The organism is Streptosporangium sp. NBC_01810, from assembly GCF_035917355.1.
In the GTDB taxonomy this organism is placed as follows: Bacteria; Actinomycetota; Actinomycetes; order Streptosporangiales; family Streptosporangiaceae; genus Streptosporangium.
This window is the reverse complement of the sequence record NZ_CP109070.1, coordinates 5,407,749-5,422,917: the sequence shown is the minus strand read 5'-3', so window position 1 is coordinate 5,422,917 and position 15,169 is coordinate 5,407,749. Positions and strand designations below refer to the sequence as shown.

Here is a 15,169-nt window from a genome sequence, read left to right as displayed (position 1 = left end):
GGGCGGATAGCGTGGTGTCATGCTCCGGATCCTGTTCTCCGCCCGCGTGGTGGCGCTCCACCTGCTCGCGGTCGGAGCCCTCGTCGTGTGCGGGCTGCTGGGCAGGTGGCAGCTCGGCGTCTTCGAGGAGTCCGGTGGGCCCCGGGCATTGGTCGACCCCGCCCCCGTGGCGGTCACCACCCTCACCACGCCCGGAAAGCACATAACGGCCGATGCGGTCAGCCACAGGGTGACCGCGGAAGGCACTTTCGACGCCTCGAAGCAGCTTCTGGTGGCCGAGCGCGACGGGGGCCTGTGGTTGCTCACCGCGCTCGATCTCGGCGACGGAACCTTCGTTCCCATCGTGCGTGGCTGGGTGGCCACGGCGCAGGATCCCGCCGTGGCGGCCGTGCCCGAGGGCAGGGTGACCGTCAGCGGGCGGCTGCAGCCCTCGGAGGCCACCGACAGTGTCCAGCGCCGGACCCGGCAGCTGCCGCAGGGGCAGGTGCTGACCGTGTCGTCGGCCGAACTGATCAACCTCTGGCGGGACACGAAGCTGCGCAACGGGTTCGTGGTGGCAGGCGAGCAGTCACCGGCTCCCGCGGTCGCGGCCAGGCCGGTGAACGTCCCCCCGCCGACCGAGTCGGGGGTGCTCACCTGGCGCAACCTCGCCTATGCCGCCCAGTGGTGGATCTTCGGGCTGTTCGCGGTCTTCATGTGGTGGCACTTCGTACGCGACGCGCTGCGCGGCCGCGTGCGGGAGAGCACCCCCGGCTCCGGCTCAGACTCCGGCTCGGACTCCGATTTCGACGCCGGAGCCGCCGCCGCGCCCGAAACCCCCGCCCTGCCAGCTCACACCACCCCGTGAACCGAACCCCAAGACCGAGGTAACCGACAGTGGAATCCGCTCTCAAGCCCTTTCGCATCCTGGCCTACATCGTCGGCGTGATGCTGCTCGTCCTGGTCACCTGCATCGTGCTCAGGTACGGCTTCGGCATCGAGGAGCCCTCGAAGGTCGTCTCCCCGATCCATGGCTTCCTCTACATGCTCTATCTCGTGGCCGCGATGAACCTGGGCATGAAGGCGCGCTGGACGTGGCAGTACATCCTCGGGGTGATGCTCGCCGGCACCGTGCCGCTGCTCTCGTTCGTGTTCGAGCGCAGGGTCACCCGCCGGGTGGAATCAGAGCTCGCGACCGCCGCCGCCTGATCGGCCGGGCCCCTCGCGGTCCGGTCCCTGCCGGCAGGGCCCCTCGCGATCCGGTCCCCGTCGGCCCGGCTGTCGTGGCCCGTGGACGTGGGCTCGCGAGGCCGGGCCGCGACGGGTGGGACAGTCCTCGCGTCAGCGGCCGAGACCACGACGGCGGGCGCGCTTGAGCCGCTCGCGCTGGGACGGATCGAGCATCAGGTAGCCGACGACCGGGGCGGCGACGACGCCCAGGAGGATCAGCAGCGTCAGGAAACCCGGCAGGAACAGCCACGACAGGAACACCACTGCTCCGGCGCCGATCGCGTACTTCTGGATAGGCGACATCCTCAACATCCTCCGAACGCGGGGCGGACGCCCCGTCTGTATTTCATTGTGCGTCGCCAGTCCAACGTGTGGACACACCGCGCGGTTCCAGCCGAGATATATCGTGATTCCCGCTGCTCCGCCAGTGCCCTGAGCGCCGCCACGCCGGGGCCATCTCGTCCATCAGACTCTCCCGAGACGACCGTTCCGCCTGCCCGGCTGAGGTCAGGTCCGTTGAGGTCAGGTCCGTTGAGGCCAGGTCCGGGGCTCACTTCTCCCGGCTGAGCCTTTCCAGGATCCACCGGGCGGTCTTGAGCGCGCCCCTGCTCGTACTGCCGTCGACGTCCTCGGCGATGCCGCGCTGGTACTGGACGGCGACCACGAGGTTGGCCGCACGGAAGACCACCGAGCCGGTGTAGGTCAGTTCGTTGGTGACCTCGTCGGCATATGCCTCGGAGCCGATCCCGGCCAGTGCCTCAGCCGGTTTGACGTGGGTGACCGGAGCTCCCACGTCCGTCCTGGTCCGTTCGCGGGTCTCCTTGAGGAACCTCGCGTAGGTGCGCCGGGCCGCCTCGTCGGAGACGAAGCCGAAGGTGGAGATCACCAGGCTGTACTTTCGGTGATCGTGACGTCACGGCGGAGCAGCTCGTCGCGCGAGCGCCAGCTCGTGCCCGCGCGGTCGCGGCGCTCCAGCATGCGGTAGCGCCCGGCCAGAAGGCCGGGATCGGTCATGCGAACCCTCCCGGTCCGGTGTGCTGTCCGGTGTGCTTCTCGGCGTCGGTCAACGCGAGCCGTCCCGGCGGACGCGTTCCTCAGTCACGGCTGTTCAGCTCCTCGGAGACCTGGCGTGCGATCTTCAGAGCGTCCCGTCGCAGCGCGGTTCCGGCACGCTTTCCCACCTCCGACAGGTTGACCTCGACCAGCAGGTTGCTCACCCGGAACCGGATCAGGGAGTGGATCCGGTCCAGGGCGACGATGTCGTAGGAGAACGCCTCCGCCCCGACCCGGCCGATGTTCCTGAGCGGGCCTGTGGAGCCCAGGAGGCCGTTGCCCTGGTCGGCGATGGTCCTGGTGCGCTCGGAGACGAAGAACGCGTGGGCGGTGTCGGGGCCGCTCTTGCCGGGGGTGGGAGCCATGTGACCGACCGCGACCTGCAGCCTGCGGTCGGTACGGGTATCGCCCAGGGAGCTGTCCCAGCTGCAGTAGGGCTCGTGGCCCTGCCTGCCCTCCATGGGCAGCGGTGACGCACTCGGCACCGCGACCTCGACCTGGGACCCGGCCAGCAGCGTGCACGGGTCGGGGGCGGTGGCGAACCGGCCGGCGTCCGCCGCCCGCGGCGGTGTCCCGGACGTCTCGGACCCGCCCATGGTCAGCAGCCCCGTACCGGCCACCGCCGCCGTACCGGCCACCGCCGCCGCGACCACGGCCAGCGAGGCTCCGACGATCAGGCCGGTACGGCGCGGTCTGGCCGGTGCCGGGGCCGCGATCTGGAGTGTCGCGGTCTGGGGCGGCGGTACCTGCGGTGCGGTCGTCGGGGAGAGCGGTCCCGCGGGCAGTCCCTGGGCGACCTGCCGTAGCGCGGTGCGCAGCCCGGACTCTCCCGGTCGCTGCCGGGGCTCCTTGGCCAGCATGGCCAGCAGTACGGGAGCCAGTTCCCCGGCCCGGGACGGGAAAGGGGTGTCCTGGGTGAGCACCGCACCGATGGTGGCGACCGGCGTGTCACGCCGGAAGGGCCCCTGGCCCTCGACCGCCGCGTACAGGGTCGCGCCCAGGGACCACAGGTCGGCGGACGGGCCGTCGCCGGCGCCGCGCAGCCGCTCGGGGGCGATGTAGCCCGGGGAGCCGACCAGCGCGTCCGGTGAGGTGAGCTGGGCGTCGCCCTCCAGCGTGGCGATGCCGAAGTCAGTCAGCAACACCCCGCCGTCCTGGGCGAGCATGATGTTGGCCGGTTTCACGTCGCGGTGCATGATGCCCCGGCTGTGCGCGAGGGTCAGCGCGTCCAGCACGGCCAGGCCGATCACGGCCACCCGGTGCGGCGGGAGCGGTCCGCCGGCGCGGATCGCGTCGTCCAGCGAACGGCCCCTGACCAGGTCCATCACGATCCACGGGCGGCCGTCCTGGGCGATGACGTCGTGGACGGCCACGATGGACGGATGTCCGAGTCTGGCGGCGGCGCGGGCCTCGCGCATGGTGCGCTCCCGCATCTCGTCGCGGTGCGCCTGGGGCAGGTGCGGGGCGAGCGTGACCTCCTTGATCGCCACCTCGCGGTGGAGGAGCTCGTCACGGGCCCGCCACACCACGCCCATCCCGCCCGCGCCGAGCCGTGCGAGCGCCCGGTAGCGGCCCGCCAGCACGGGCAGCGGGCCGGACGCCGGATCACTCATCGGTCTTCAGGGACTCGGCGAGCCAGCGCGCGGCCTGCAACGCGCCTTCGGCGATCTTGCCGTCCGGGTCATCCTTGACACCGCCCCGCTCGTAGTCGACCTCGGCGATCAGGTTGCTGATCCGGAAGACCACCGTTGTCTTGTAGGACCCGCCGTACAGGTTGATGGAGTTGTGCCCGCCGGAGGTGAAGGCCTCCTCGCCGATCCCTCGCAGGTCCTTGGGCGGGGTCGGCTTGGGGGTGGCGAACTGGCCCTTGTCGAGGGTGTCCTTCTTCTTGCCGGCCAGATACTCCTTCGCTCTCGCGACCTCCGACCCGTTCTGCTTCTGGGCGATCAGCCGGACCCGCAGGTCGTACTTCTCCACGTTGGGTTTGCGCCAGTCGTACCGGTTGAGCCAGTCGCACGCCGAGTGTTCGACCTCCGAGCTGTTGAATCCCGGCACCAGCTGGTTCACCTGCTTGTCGTCGAGCAGGCCACAGGCCCGGGGCGCCGTGGCGAAGCGCCCCTTGGCCCCGGAGGGGGTAACGGAGATGTCGCCGTCGGCGTTGGCGAGCACCGAGGTGAGCAGGACGCCGATGCTGACCGCCATGCCGAAGAGCAGCACCCCGGTCAGTGCCACGACCGGCCGGGGCACGAGCACCCCCGTCGCCCGCGCGGAACGCCCGGTGGGCTCGTCCGCCATCTCCCGTGCCGCGTCGGGGGTGGGGACCAACTCGCGTGAGGTGGGGGTGTCCGGGGGGTTCGAGTGGGCTGGCGGGGGACCGTGCTGGAAGGGCCCGCCGGGGGGGGACGGGTCCTGGTGAGGTGAGCCCTGGGGAGGCGGGCTTGAGGGCGGGTCCTGCCAGGCGGCCGGTGTGTCCAGGGGAGGGAGCGGTCCCGGCCAGGCGGTCGGCGCGTTCGGGGCAGGGGGCGCGGCCTGTTGGGGGGCCGAGACGTCCTGGGGGGCGAGCCCGGCGGTGACTGTGGATATCTGCTCGGTCAGGTTCTTCCTGAAGGGCGTGGTCACCTCCGCTTCGGTGATCGAAACGGTCCCGCCCTCCTGCCCCCCGGAGGCTCCCGCCGTTCCTGGTGCTTCAGGGCCGCTGAGCGGTTGGGGTACCGGTGCCGCGAGGGTCGGGAAGGCCGCCTGCCCGAAGGCCGCCGGTGCTCCGGGAGCGGAGGGGGTGGAGGGGCCGGAGGGGCCGGAGGGGCCGGAGGGAGCGGAGGGGGTGGAGGGAGCGGAGGGGGTGGAGGGGGTGGAGGGGCCGGAGGGAGCGGAGGGGGTGGAGGGAGCGGAAGGGGTGGAGGGGCCGGAGGGAGCGGAAGGGGTGGAGGGAGCGGAAGGGGAGGAGGGGCCGGAGGGAGCGGAAGGGGTGGGTCCCGGAACCTGGGAGAGCGCACCCCAGGGGAGTGGGGGGGCGGGAGGTTCGGGACGGTACAGGGAGACGTCGAGCAGGGCATTGCGCAGGGTGTCGGGATCGGGTCGCTGGGTGGGGTCGCCCGCGAGAAGGCGGAACAGGATGGGTGCGATCGGGCCCGCGTTGTCCAGGGAGCCGCCCGGCGACGGCAGGCGGCCCTCGACCGCGGTGTAGAGGGTCGCGCCGAGCGACCACAGGTCGGCGGCAGGGCTGGTCACGCCCTCGGGAGAGGTGAAGAGCGAGGACGGCAGGGAGGGCGCGGTGAGGACGATCTGCTCGTACGGGCCGAGCAACACCGAGCCCGGTCGCACATCCCCGTGGAGCATGCCCTGCCTGTGTATCACCACGAGCTGGTCCAGCACGGCCACGCCGACCATCGCGGCCTGCTGCGGGGACATCGGCCCGAACCGGGTGATCACCTGCTCCAGCGAGCTCTGCTCGAGCATGGGCGGGCCCCCGGTTCCGGCGATCCCCGGCCCCGGCCCCGGCCCCGGCGCGGGGGCGGTGTGCCCGCCCGCGTGCCTGCCCTGCGATGAGGGGACGTCTGGATGGTTCATTCGCCCGCTTTCTGATTGTTCAACGCGTTCGCGACCCACGTCGCGGTGGTGTGGGCACCCGCCTGGATCGCAGGACCGTCCTTGCTGCCGTCCACCACGGTGTAACCGACCTCCAGGACGAGGCTGTCCACACGGATGATCACATAGCTCTGCTCCAGCCTGCCTGTCCTGCGGTTCTCGTAGACGTCGTAGCCGAACGACTCGTCCCCGACGGGTTTCACGGCCGTCGGCGCCGTGGAGCGGGCGGAGCGGATACCGGCCTGGATCTCCGGCCAGCTCCAGGCGTTCTCCCCGCTCGGTATGGTGCTCTGGTGCTGGTTCACGAACAGCTCGTGGGCCTGCTGAGGGCTCTTGCCCCACTGCTTGCTATCGGGAAGACGCACCTCCAGTCCCATGCCACTGACCGCCCACTGGCAGCCCCCGTCGTTGGTGGGCTTGCCCTCGCCGGTCAGCGCGGGCAGCAGTTGCCTGGCCCTGTTGCCGGGGATGAGCCTGCACACGTCCACAGGAGTGCTGAAGGCGCCGGGACTTTCGCTGAGCCTGATCCCTCTCTCGGCGGCCGTCGGGGCCGGGGTCAGCAGGAACGTCACCCCGAAGGTGACCCCGATGACCACCGCGATCCCGGCCATCTCGGCGGCGGCCCATTGCGCCGCACGTCCCCGGCCCGGCTTGGACGGCTGTACGGGGACAGAGGGGGAGACGGGGGCAGAGGCGGGAGCAGAGGCGGGGACGGCGGGCGGTAGGGGGTGGTGCGGTGCGGCGGCTGGAATCCCGCCGGCCCTGTCGGCCTTGGCGACCGTACGGCCGGTGGCCAGCTCGGCCAGGGAGCGGGCGACGGCGTCGAACGACGGCCGGGCCTTGGGAACCGGGTCGAGCATGAGCATCAGCAGCGGGCCCAGCCCGCCCGCGCGCTCCGGCGGCCTGGGCGGCTCGGTGAGCACCCGGTCGATCGCCGCGATGGGGGTCTCCGCCGGGTGCGGCGGCATACCCTCAACGGCGAAGTAGAGCGTGGCGCCGAGAGACCACAGGTCGGAGGCGGGGCCGCTGCGTTCGCCGCGCAGTTGTTCCGGCGCGATGTAGTTGGGCGAGCCGATCAGGTGGCCGGTCCGACCTGAGGTGACCTCGCCGTCGACGACCGCGGTGCCGAAGTCGGTGAGGACCGCCCTGCCGGTCCTGGTGAGAAAGACGTTGCCCGGTTTCACGTCGCGGTGGACCACACCGGCGGCGTGGGCGGTGCCGAGCGCGCTGAGGATGCCCACACCGATCCTGGCCACCTGGTGCAGCGGCAGCGGGCTCCGGTCGCGGACCGTTTGCTCCAGAGACGCGCCTGAAAGAAGCTCCATGACGATCCAGGGCCGCTCCTGGTCGATGACCACGTCATGGACGGTCACGATCGAGGGATGCTTGAGCCTGGCGGCGAGGTTGGCCTCGCGAAGCGCCGAGGCGAGGACCTCCCGCCGCCTGGCGGGATCGAGGTCAGGCGGGAGCCGAACCTCCTTCACCGCCACGTCACGGCCAAGCATCTCGTCGGTGGCGAGCCAGACCGTGCCTGCCCCGCCCCCGGAGAGAGGGCTGAGTAGCCGATAGCGGTCCGCCAGCACTTGAGTGTCGATCCTGCTCACCCCGTTCGCTATCCCATCGCGGACAGCAACATAGTCACTTAGCGGCACATGAACCAATGAAAAGGGATTCCGCCTGCCGCATTGAGACCTGGTTTCCGCTTACGCGGTGTCATGGGCGTCCTCACAACGCGACGGAGCCGAGAGCCGGCGCCCGTACGGGCGGAAAATCGGTTCGACCGAGTGGCCGTGGGGAGGGCGTGCCGCCGACGCCCCGGAGTCGAGGTCAGGCGCCCGTACGGGCGGGGGCGATCATGTCTCCTGGTTCGACCGAGTGGCCGTGGAGAGTTTGAATCTCAGGATTCAAACCATCTCTCGTGGGCGGTCCACAGGCGCTGCCAGAGTTTGGCGCGTTCGGAGGGGGTGACGTCGGCCAGGGGGAGGGCGAAGACGTCGGCCAGTATCTCGAAGTAGTCGCGTTCGGTCTGCGCGGTCAGGGTGTGTTCGCGGTCGCCGATACGGGTGAGGACCAGGCCCCGCATCGCGTCGACACCGCTCGCGTCGCGCCGCTGAACCGTGGCCACCCGTACGAAGCCCGACTCGGGAGAGGTGGACAGGAACTCGTGCATCGCGGCGAACTCCGACATCTCGGCGGGTCCGGCGCGGAAGTCCATGCCGAGGAAGCTGCCGCGCGGGTCATGGTCGAACCGCCATCCGCCGGGCTCCACCTCGGAGGGGCGCAGGCCGTAGGTGAAGGGGCCCTGCCGGTAGACGCCCTCGACGAGTGGGAGCGGGGCGTGGATCGCGTCGCCGAGGCCCTGGTCGACCAGCCACTCACCGTCGGGATTGTCCGGGCAGGGCAGACCGGAGACGGTGAGCACGAGATGGCCGCCGTCCACGTTCGGCGGCCCCTCGGCCTTGCCCTGCACCCCGCCCACGTGCCTCCGCACCCGGTAGCCGAGCGCCTCCAGCAGCAAGGAGAACGCCCCGTTGAGGTGGTAGCAGTAGCCACCCCGGCCACCGATGATCCGCGCGGCCGACTCCGCGGGGTCGACGGTCGTCGGCCGGCCCAGCCAGATCTCCAGGCATTCGTACGGCACCCGTTGCACGTGTGCCCGGTGCAGCAGGTGCAGCGACTCCACGCTCGGAGGGCCGTCGACCCTGACGTCGATCCTGCGGAGGTACGCGGTGACATCGATCACTCCGTCACGGTAACGCCGGGACGGTCGCGGACCTAGCGATGCCGGGGCGCGGCGCGTCCGGTGATGTCAGGGCGGACCCGGCCCACCAGGCCACGGCCACGCCGACGACCTGGCCATCGAAGCGTTTGGAGATGGCGCGCCTGGTGAGTGCGCAGAACCTTCACAATTCACCGCAGGTCTTCTGCACGGCTCCGGTCTACGCTGCCGAGCATGGCAACCCCTCAGCAACGACGTGTCCTCGTGGTCGAGGACGACGAGACGATCGCGCGGGCCGTACGCCACAGGCTGGCCGCCGAGGGCTTCGACGTGCTGGTCGTCGGGGACGGGGAGGCGGCGCTGGTCGCCTACGCGAAGACGGGGCCCGACGTGGTGGTGCTCGACCGGCTGCTGCCCGGCCTCGACGGTCTTGAGGTGTGCCGGCGGATGCAGGCGGCCAGGCCGGTTCCGGTGCTCATGCTCACCGCACTGGGTGAGGAGACCGACCTGCTCGTGGGGCTCGGGGTCGGGGCCGACGACTACATGGCCAAGCCGTTCAGCATGCGCGAGCTGGTCGCCCGGGTGCACGCCCTGCTCCGCCGGGTCGAGCGGGCCTCCCAGCTGGCCGTGGCCGACACGGTCATCCGCGTCGCCGACGTCGAGATAGACACCGCCGAGCGCCGGGTCTACGTGCGGGGCGACGAGGCCCAGCTGACCAGGACCGAGTTCGACCTGCTCTGCCGCCTCGCCGAGCGCCCAGGTCAGGTCTTCGAGCGGGAGCGGCTGCTGGCGGACATCTGGGGCTTCTCCGAGGCCGCGGCGACCCGTACCGTCGACAGCCACGTCCGTGCCCTGCGCCGCAAGCTCGGCCCCGGCGTCGTCCGTACCGTCCACGGCGTCGGCTACGCCCTGGTGCGGCAGTGAACGCGCCTTCCGGTACGGCCCCGGAACGCGCTCGCGTCCGGCCGGAGGTGAGCGTACCCGTACGAGAACCGATCGCCCTTCCCGGCAGTCAACCTCTGTATGCCCTTTCCCTCCGACACCTGGATGCGCCGACCCTTGAGACCTCTCGACTTCCTTGGCCGGATCAAGGCGAAGCTCGGCATGGTGATCCTGCTGGCCGTGGTGGCGGCGTTCGTCGTCAACGAGGTCGGCCTCAACGCCGGCTACTCGCGCAACGTGCGCGTCGCGGTGGCCGTGGTGTTCGCGCTGATCATGGTGCAGTTGCTCGCGCGGGGAATGACCAAGCCGCTGCGCGAGATGGCCGCCGCCGCGCAGACCATCGCCAAGGGCCGGTACGGCCTGCGGGTCACCGCGACCTCCCGTGACGAGGTCGGCGAGCTCGCCCGCGCCTTCAACGCGATGGCCGCCGATCTGGGCGAGGTGGACCGGCAGCGGCGGGATCTGGTGGCCAACGTCAGCCACGAGCTCCGCACGCCGATCACCGCGCTCCGTGCGGTACTGGAGAACGTGGTCGACGGGGTCTCGGAGCCCGATCCCGTCACCCTCGGCACCGCGCTCGCCCAGACCGAGCGGCTGGGCCGGCTGGTCGCGCAGCTGCTCGACCTGTCCCGGCTGGAGTCGGGTGCCCGGCTGATCGAACGTGAGGACGTCGAGCTGCGCCCGCTCTGCGAGCAGGCCCTTCGGGAGGCCGTACTGGCCAGGGAGGACGTGACGGCCCGCTGCCAGGTCCCGGAAGGACTGAGCATGCGCGCCGACCCCGACCTGCTCGCGCAGGTCCTCGCCAACCTGCTGGACAACGCGGTGCGGCACAGTCCCGACGGCGGGACCGTGGTGCTGGCGGCGGTGGCCAGGGGAGAGGGCGTCCGGCTCCGGGTGAGCGATCAGGGACCGGGGATCGCGGCCGAGGACCGGGCGCGGGCGTTTGAGCGCTTCTCCCGCCTGGACGCGGGACGGACCGCCGACGACGGCGGCGCCGGGCTGGGCCTGGCCATCACCAAGGAGATCGTCGAACTCCACGGCGGCTCCATCCACGTCGAAGACGGTCTCGGCTGCCACATCGTGACCGACCTCCCGGAAAGGATTGAGATGAACCCCCCGTCTCCGCCTGCCAAGGACGTTTCCTCCTCCGGAGCGAATTCCTTTGAGGTGAACTCCACGGCAGTGCATGGCGGCGCCCCGGACAAGGCCCCTGCGAGTAAGGCTCATACGCCTTCTGTATCGGACAAGACCTCTGCGTACGAGGTCGCGAATCCCGTCGTCTCGACGCCTTCCGCCCCGGGAAAGGCCCAGGTGAGCGAGGCCCCCGAGGACCTTGCCGCCTCCTCGTCTGCCGCCTCGCACGCGAGCGGCACACCGACAGGGGCCGGCGAGCGTCACGAGGTCACCGGGAGCGCTCAGGAACAGGAACCTCATGAGATCTCAGGGGATGCTCAGCAGCCGGATCCTCGCGAGGCCGCCGGCATCGACTCCGGTTCCGGTGAACCAGCCGGGGTCGAAAAGGTATCCGGGGTCTCCGGGCCGACCGTGACCGGTGAGGCATTCGGGCCTCCTCGGCGGGAGGTCACCGCCGGGGAGCCTGGGCGCCAGGTGGTGTCCGTCCCCATGTCCGCCCCTGCGGACTCCGAAGCCTCCACTCCCGAGTCCGACGCGCCCGCCGTGCCACCTCCTTCGCCCTCTTTGCCCTCTTCGCCCGCGCAGCCGTTTCCCCCCCAGCCGGTCCTCGTGCGGGACAGGCGGGACGGGGACGTGCGCCGGGAGCAGGTCGTGGTGCGGAACTGGTCCGGGGCGTTCCTCGGTCTCTTCCTCGGGGGTGTCGCCGGGCTGGTCTGCGCGGTGATCGTGGGCATCGGCCTCGCGGGCTTCGACGTCCTGCTGGCCGCGTTCGTCGGTGCCGTCCTCTTCATGATCGGCGTGTTCGTCGGCACGGTCATCGGCGCCACCACGCCCACCAACGAGATCTGGTCCGCCGGCGAACCGCTCCCGCACCGGCCTCCCGCGCGGGGACCCGCCGCGCAGCGCGTCACCGTACCGGAGGTCCAGGAGAAGGAGAGAGCGGCGCAGCCGGTGGGCGCCAGGAGCGGGTCCTCGGGAGCCCCGGGGGGTTTCGCGCCGATCCGGGAGGAATACAGAACGGCTGTTCAGCCACAGGGAGGATCCGGAAAACCCGGAGCCTCCAGAGTCTCCGAGGGGGCTGGAGGCTCCGGCGGGTACGAGGCGCCGCCCCTCTTCCCCCGGCCCGACCTGCCGGACACCCCCCGGTGGGTGCTGCCGGCCTCCGCTGCCGTCGGGTTGCTCGCCGCGGTCGCGGTGCCGTACAGCAGGGCCGGTCTCGGACTCGTGCTGGTGTCGGTCGCCATGGGGGCGGCGGCGATCCCGGCGGTGCGAGCCAGGATCACCCCGTGGTCGGCCGGGATGGGGGCGATCGCCTACGGGCTGGTCGCGACGGTGATGTTCAGGGACGCCGACTGGCTGGTCGGGATGCTCCTGCCGGCCGGGTTCCTGCTGGCCGCGCTCGCTCTGTCGGGGGCCGGGCGCGGCTGGCTCGGGGTGCTCAGGGGAGGTGCGTCCGTGCTCCTGAGCCTGTTGCCGGTGCCATGGTTCCTCGGAGCGAGGCTGAAGGGTCTCGCGGACCGCAGGAGGGTGGTCCCCCTGCTGTTCGGGGGCGGGCTGACCGTCGTGCTGCTGGCGGTGTTCGGGGCGCTGTTCGCCTCGGCGGACGCGGTCTTCGCCGAGGCCGTCCAGCAGGTGTTCAGCGCGCAGGACTGGGCCGAGTCGCTGCCGCTGCGGATCCTCCTCTTCGTGGTCTTCGCGGCCGTGGTGGCCTCCGCCGTGCTGGTCGGCCTGCGTCCGGTGGCCGAGCCGAAGGCCCCCGACCTGAAGGTCACGGTCGGCCGCGGTCTCTGGGTGACCCCGCTGACGGCGCTCAACCTGCTGTTCGCCACGTTCGTGGGGATGCAGCTCACCGTGCTGTTCGGCAGCACCCGGTGGGTGGTCTCCGCCACCGGGCTGACCTACGCCGAGTACGCGCGTTCGGGGTTCTTCCAGCTCGTCATCGTCAGCGTGTTCGTGCTGGCGATCGTCGCGGTCGCCTCGGGGACGCTGGATCTCAAGGGCTTCGACCGGTGGCTGATGGCCGGGCTGCTCGGCCTGCTCTGCGTGCTGACCCTGGTGATCCTCTTCTCCGCGCTGCACCGCCTGGACCTGTACGCCGACGCCTACGGGCTCTCCCGGCTGCGGGCCTCGGTGGAGGCGACGGTCTGGTGGCTGGGCGGGGTCTTCGCACTGGTCCTCGCCGCGGGCGCGGCCCGGCTCACCGGGCGAGGGCACGCACGCTGGCTGCCCAGGACCCTCGTGCTGATGACGAGCGCCTCGCTGCTGGCGTTCGCGGTGTGGAACCCCGACCTGCGGGTCGCCGAGACCCAGATCGCGGTACGGGGCGTGGACCGGGTCGACCTCGAATACCTGGGCGACCTCGGCGCCGAGGCGGTCCCCGCACTGGACAGGCTGCCCGAGCCGTCCCGCAGCTGCGTCCTGCTGGACGTGATCGCGGCCAACGACCTCGCCGGACCCGACCCCTGGAACGGCTGGAACCTGGCCCGGCGCGAGGCGAGGGAACTGTTGGCCCGGCGACCGGTGCTCAGGAACGCCTCGTGCTCGCAGACCCTCTCCCGCCTGGAGATCCCCAACCAGGACTGAGCGACTTCGAGGGCCGCCGAGCCGGACGTCTCGCCCGCGTCACGTACGGTACGTCGTCAACGGCACGGCGGCCCTGGGCCGGGGAAGGGACGGGGCCGCCGTGCCTGCTCAGAAGCGGCCGATAGTGGCCGAGGTGGAGGTGAGCGCCCAACGCTGCAGGAGTGAGGTCATCTCGGCCTCGCGCATCTGCGCCTTCAGCCCGTCGACGGTCCGGTCGCACAGGAGCAGTGGTTCGGGGGTGGGCCAGGTGGCGATGGCGTGGAAGAGACGGCTGCCGGTTCCGTACAACACGGCCCAGCCGGGCCAGGTGATCTGCAGCATCGTGGCTTCGGCACGGGCCTCGTGGTCCCAGGTGTAGTGCGGGACTGGGGCGGCGGCCTGGCCGTCGCGGTGACGGCCGCGGGCGGCGGCCAGGCAGCGGCGGATCATGAGACCACCTGCCCGGCCTGTGCCTCCTGCGCGATGGCCTCCTGCCGGTCGGTCTCGGCGCGCAGGGCCTCCAGGCTGTCGGCGTCGACGGTCCGCTCGGCACCGGCATGGAACGCGGCCAGTGCGGAGGGCGAGGCTTTGCCCGGCATCCGACGTGTGCGGTGGTTCCGTGTCTCGATGCATGCAGACAGCGTGACCGTCATGGGAGACGGTGAAGTATCACGAGTTCGTGAAACTTGGATCCACTACGGCAGGCCGAGCCAGTTCGCGAAGGTGCTGAGGCTTCGGGGGCGTCGCCGTTCGAGGTTGACGAGCATCCGGACGGTCTCGCGGACCATCGGATGGTTGCGGGTCTGTTGAGGGGCGACCCGGCGGGCGGCGAGCAGTGTCTCCAGGGCCTTCTGGCGGTCGCCGTGGTAGAGCCAGCCGCGGGCCAGGTCGATGTAGTAGTGGCCGAGCCGGACCGGTGCGACCGCCGGAGGGAGCACGGCATGCCGAGCGCGGCGGACCGCTTCGCCGCCGTCGTACATCTCCACCGCGGCTGCGACCTCGTGCATGATCACGTTGGAGGGGCCGAATTCCAGGCCGTAGTGGTTCGCGTCCTGGCCCAGTACGCGGGCGGCCTCGCGGGCGTGTTCGATGTGCTCGAATGCCCTCTGCCGGTCAGTGGCACGGGCAGCGAAGATCGCGGATCGGAGATGAGCCGCGCCGTACACGCTCAGTTCGGCGACGGTCAGCCGGCCGAGATCCTCGCCGACGTCTCGCCGCACCCGATCCAGGAGAATCAGGCCCTTGTCGTAGGTGGCCGTGGCCAGGAACAGCGTCGAACGCTGCCATTGCGTGCGAGCGACACGCAGCGGGTCCTGTGACGCCTGGGCCGCCCATGCCACGCGATCCATGGCGAGGCCGCGCAGGTCGAAGTAGCCCAGGGTGTAGGCGATCGCCGTCACTCCGGTGTACGCCTCGGAGAGCAGCCCGAAGAGTTCGTCGCGGCGTGTTCCCTCGCTGACGTGGACGGCGCGGGTCAGCTCCTCCAGCAGGCCCGGAAGCATCTCCCCGAGTTGGACGTACCGGGCCTGTCTGCCCAGTGCGGACGCACGCCGCACGTCCGTGCGGAGCTGCTCCATCGGTGGTGGCGGGACGTCCTCGTCGGGGAGGTCCCACGACAGGAGTGCCTGCCGGATCTGCGGGACGCAGTCGTGGATCCGGTCCTCTCGTGCGCCGGGATCTCGGTACGGCTGACCGGTCAGCTCACCGAGCTCGATCCGCAGGGTTCGTGCCACGGCGGTGATGAGGGCCTGAGTGGCCGGCTTGTGTCCTCGTTCGACCTGGGCGATCAGGCTCTTGGAACAGGGCACACGGTCGGCGAGCTGCTGCTGTGTCAGGCCGCGCAGCTTGCGAGCCTGAGCGATCCGCCGCCCGATGCCTTCTTCGGCGGCTGGGGCATTCGTACTGCCGTCGCGCATGAGCAGGCCCCACCCGTATCCGTATTGGTCCCGACAACCTCAGGCTACG

The 15,169-nt window shown here is 71.1% G+C and carries 14 protein-coding genes; 4 read left to right on the top strand and 10 right to left on the bottom strand.

Translation table 11 applies throughout. The annotated features are described in order from the left end of the window. Positions 1-19: 19 nt before the first annotated feature. Positions 20-847, top strand: coding sequence for an SURF1 family protein (locus tag OIE13_RS23985; protein ID WP_326636339.1), 828 nt, complete (start codon positions 20-22; stop codon positions 845-847). A 29-nt stretch (positions 848-876) separates the two neighbouring features. Continuing rightward, positions 877-1,188 (top strand): DUF3817 domain-containing protein, encoded by a 312-nt coding sequence (locus OIE13_RS23980; protein WP_326636342.1) that lies wholly within the window; start codon positions 877-879, stop codon positions 1,186-1,188. 132 nt (positions 1,189-1,320) lie between these two features. Here the strand turns inward: OIE13_RS23980 and OIE13_RS23975 are convergent, their stop codons facing one another. The 7 genes from OIE13_RS23975 to OIE13_RS23945 all read right to left on the bottom strand — a co-directional run bounded on the left by OIE13_RS23975 (position 1,321) and on the right by OIE13_RS23945 (position 8,590). After that, positions 1,321-1,512, bottom strand: a complete 192-nt coding sequence (locus OIE13_RS23975) for a hypothetical protein (protein WP_326636344.1) — start codon at positions 1,510-1,512, stop codon at positions 1,321-1,323. Positions 1,513-1,759: 247 nt separating this feature from the next. Then, a complete protein-coding gene (locus OIE13_RS23970) occupies positions 1,760-2,095 on the bottom strand; it encodes a hypothetical protein (RefSeq protein WP_326636345.1) in 336 nt (111 codons plus the stop codon). Next, positions 2,092-2,223 carry a hypothetical protein gene (locus tag OIE13_RS23965; RefSeq protein WP_326636347.1) on the bottom strand — a complete coding sequence of 44 codons (132 nt, stop codon included), beginning with the start codon at positions 2,221-2,223 and terminating at the stop codon, positions 2,092-2,094. The genes OIE13_RS23970 and OIE13_RS23965 overlap by 4 nt, the downstream gene beginning before the upstream one ends. An 80-nt stretch (positions 2,224-2,303) precedes the next feature. Continuing rightward, positions 2,304-3,875, bottom strand: a complete 1,572-nt coding sequence (locus OIE13_RS23960) for a serine/threonine-protein kinase (protein ID WP_326636349.1) — start codon at positions 3,873-3,875, stop codon at positions 2,304-2,306. Next, entirely contained in the window at positions 3,868-5,829 is a 1,962-nt protein-coding gene (locus OIE13_RS23955; RefSeq protein WP_326828783.1) for a hypothetical protein, read from the bottom strand. Before OIE13_RS23955 ends, OIE13_RS23960 begins: the two co-directional genes overlap by 8 nt. Continuing rightward, a complete protein-coding gene (locus OIE13_RS23950) occupies positions 5,826-7,451 on the bottom strand; it encodes a serine/threonine-protein kinase (RefSeq protein ID WP_326636353.1) in 1,626 nt (541 codons plus the stop codon). Before OIE13_RS23950 ends, OIE13_RS23955 begins: the two co-directional genes overlap by 4 nt. Before the next feature lie 293 nt (positions 7,452-7,744). Then, complete coding sequence (locus OIE13_RS23945) at positions 7,745-8,590, bottom strand: arylamine N-acetyltransferase family protein (protein WP_326828782.1); 846 nt, start codon at positions 8,588-8,590, stop codon at positions 7,745-7,747. A gap of 210 nt (positions 8,591-8,800) precedes the next feature. On the opposite strand from OIE13_RS23945, the gene OIE13_RS23940 reads away from it, so the two are divergent. Both OIE13_RS23940 and OIE13_RS23935 read left to right on the top strand, forming a co-directional pair. After that, a complete protein-coding gene (locus OIE13_RS23940) occupies positions 8,801-9,490 on the top strand; it encodes a response regulator transcription factor (protein ID WP_326636357.1) in 690 nt (229 codons plus the stop codon). A 135-nt stretch (positions 9,491-9,625) separates the two neighbouring features. Further along, positions 9,626-13,225: a DUF4153 domain-containing protein gene (locus OIE13_RS23935; protein WP_326636359.1), complete on the top strand. Its 3,600-nt coding sequence runs from the start codon at positions 9,626-9,628 to the stop codon at positions 13,223-13,225. A gap of 108 nt (positions 13,226-13,333) precedes the next feature. On the opposite strand, the gene OIE13_RS23930 is transcribed toward OIE13_RS23935, so the two are convergent. The 3 genes from OIE13_RS23930 to OIE13_RS23920 all read right to left on the bottom strand — a co-directional run bounded on the left by OIE13_RS23930 (position 13,334) and on the right by OIE13_RS23920 (position 15,120). After that, positions 13,334-13,654, bottom strand: a complete 321-nt coding sequence (locus tag OIE13_RS23930; protein ID WP_326636361.1) for a hypothetical protein — start codon at positions 13,652-13,654, stop codon at positions 13,334-13,336. Further along, the gene (locus tag OIE13_RS23925) at positions 13,651-13,803 is read right to left on the bottom strand and encodes a hypothetical protein (RefSeq protein WP_326636363.1); all 153 of its coding nucleotides are present in this window, start codon (positions 13,801-13,803) and stop codon (positions 13,651-13,653) included. Before OIE13_RS23925 ends, OIE13_RS23930 begins: the two co-directional genes overlap by 4 nt. Before the next feature lie 96 nt (positions 13,804-13,899). Further along, positions 13,900-15,120 carry a helix-turn-helix domain-containing protein gene (locus OIE13_RS23920; protein ID WP_326636365.1) on the bottom strand — a complete coding sequence of 407 codons (1,221 nt, stop codon included), beginning with the start codon at positions 15,118-15,120 and terminating at the stop codon, positions 13,900-13,902. Between the last annotated feature and the right edge of the window lie 49 nt (positions 15,121-15,169).

Bases quoted from the DNA above. Each gene is read 5' to 3' on its own strand.
- OIE13_RS23985 (WP_326636339.1), top strand. From the start codon at position 20: ATGCTCCGGATCCTGTTCTCCGCCCGCGTGGTGGCGCTCCACCTGCTC.
- OIE13_RS23975 (WP_326636344.1), bottom strand. From the start codon at position 1,512: ATGTCGCCTATCCAGAAGTACGCGATCGGCGCCGGAGCAGTGGTGTTC.
- OIE13_RS23965 (WP_326636347.1), bottom strand. From the start codon at position 2,223: ATGACCGATCCCGGCCTTCTGGCCGGGCGCTACCGCATGCTGGAGCGC.
- OIE13_RS23960 (WP_326636349.1), bottom strand. From the start codon at position 3,875: ATGAGTGATCCGGCGTCCGGCCCGCTGCCCGTGCTGGCGGGCCGCTAC.
- OIE13_RS23955 (WP_326828783.1), bottom strand. From the start codon at position 5,829: ATGAACCATCCAGACGTCCCCTCATCGCAGGGCAGGCACGCGGGCGGG.
- OIE13_RS23940 (WP_326636357.1), top strand. From the start codon at position 8,801: ATGGCAACCCCTCAGCAACGACGTGTCCTCGTGGTCGAGGACGACGAG.
- OIE13_RS23930 (WP_326636361.1), bottom strand. From the start codon at position 13,654: ATGATCCGCCGCTGCCTGGCCGCCGCCCGCGGCCGTCACCGCGACGGC.
- OIE13_RS23925 (WP_326636363.1), bottom strand. From the start codon at position 13,803: ATGCCGGGCAAAGCCTCGCCCTCCGCACTGGCCGCGTTCCATGCCGGT.
- OIE13_RS23920 (WP_326636365.1), bottom strand. From the start codon at position 15,120: ATGCGCGACGGCAGTACGAATGCCCCAGCCGCCGAAGAAGGCATCGGG.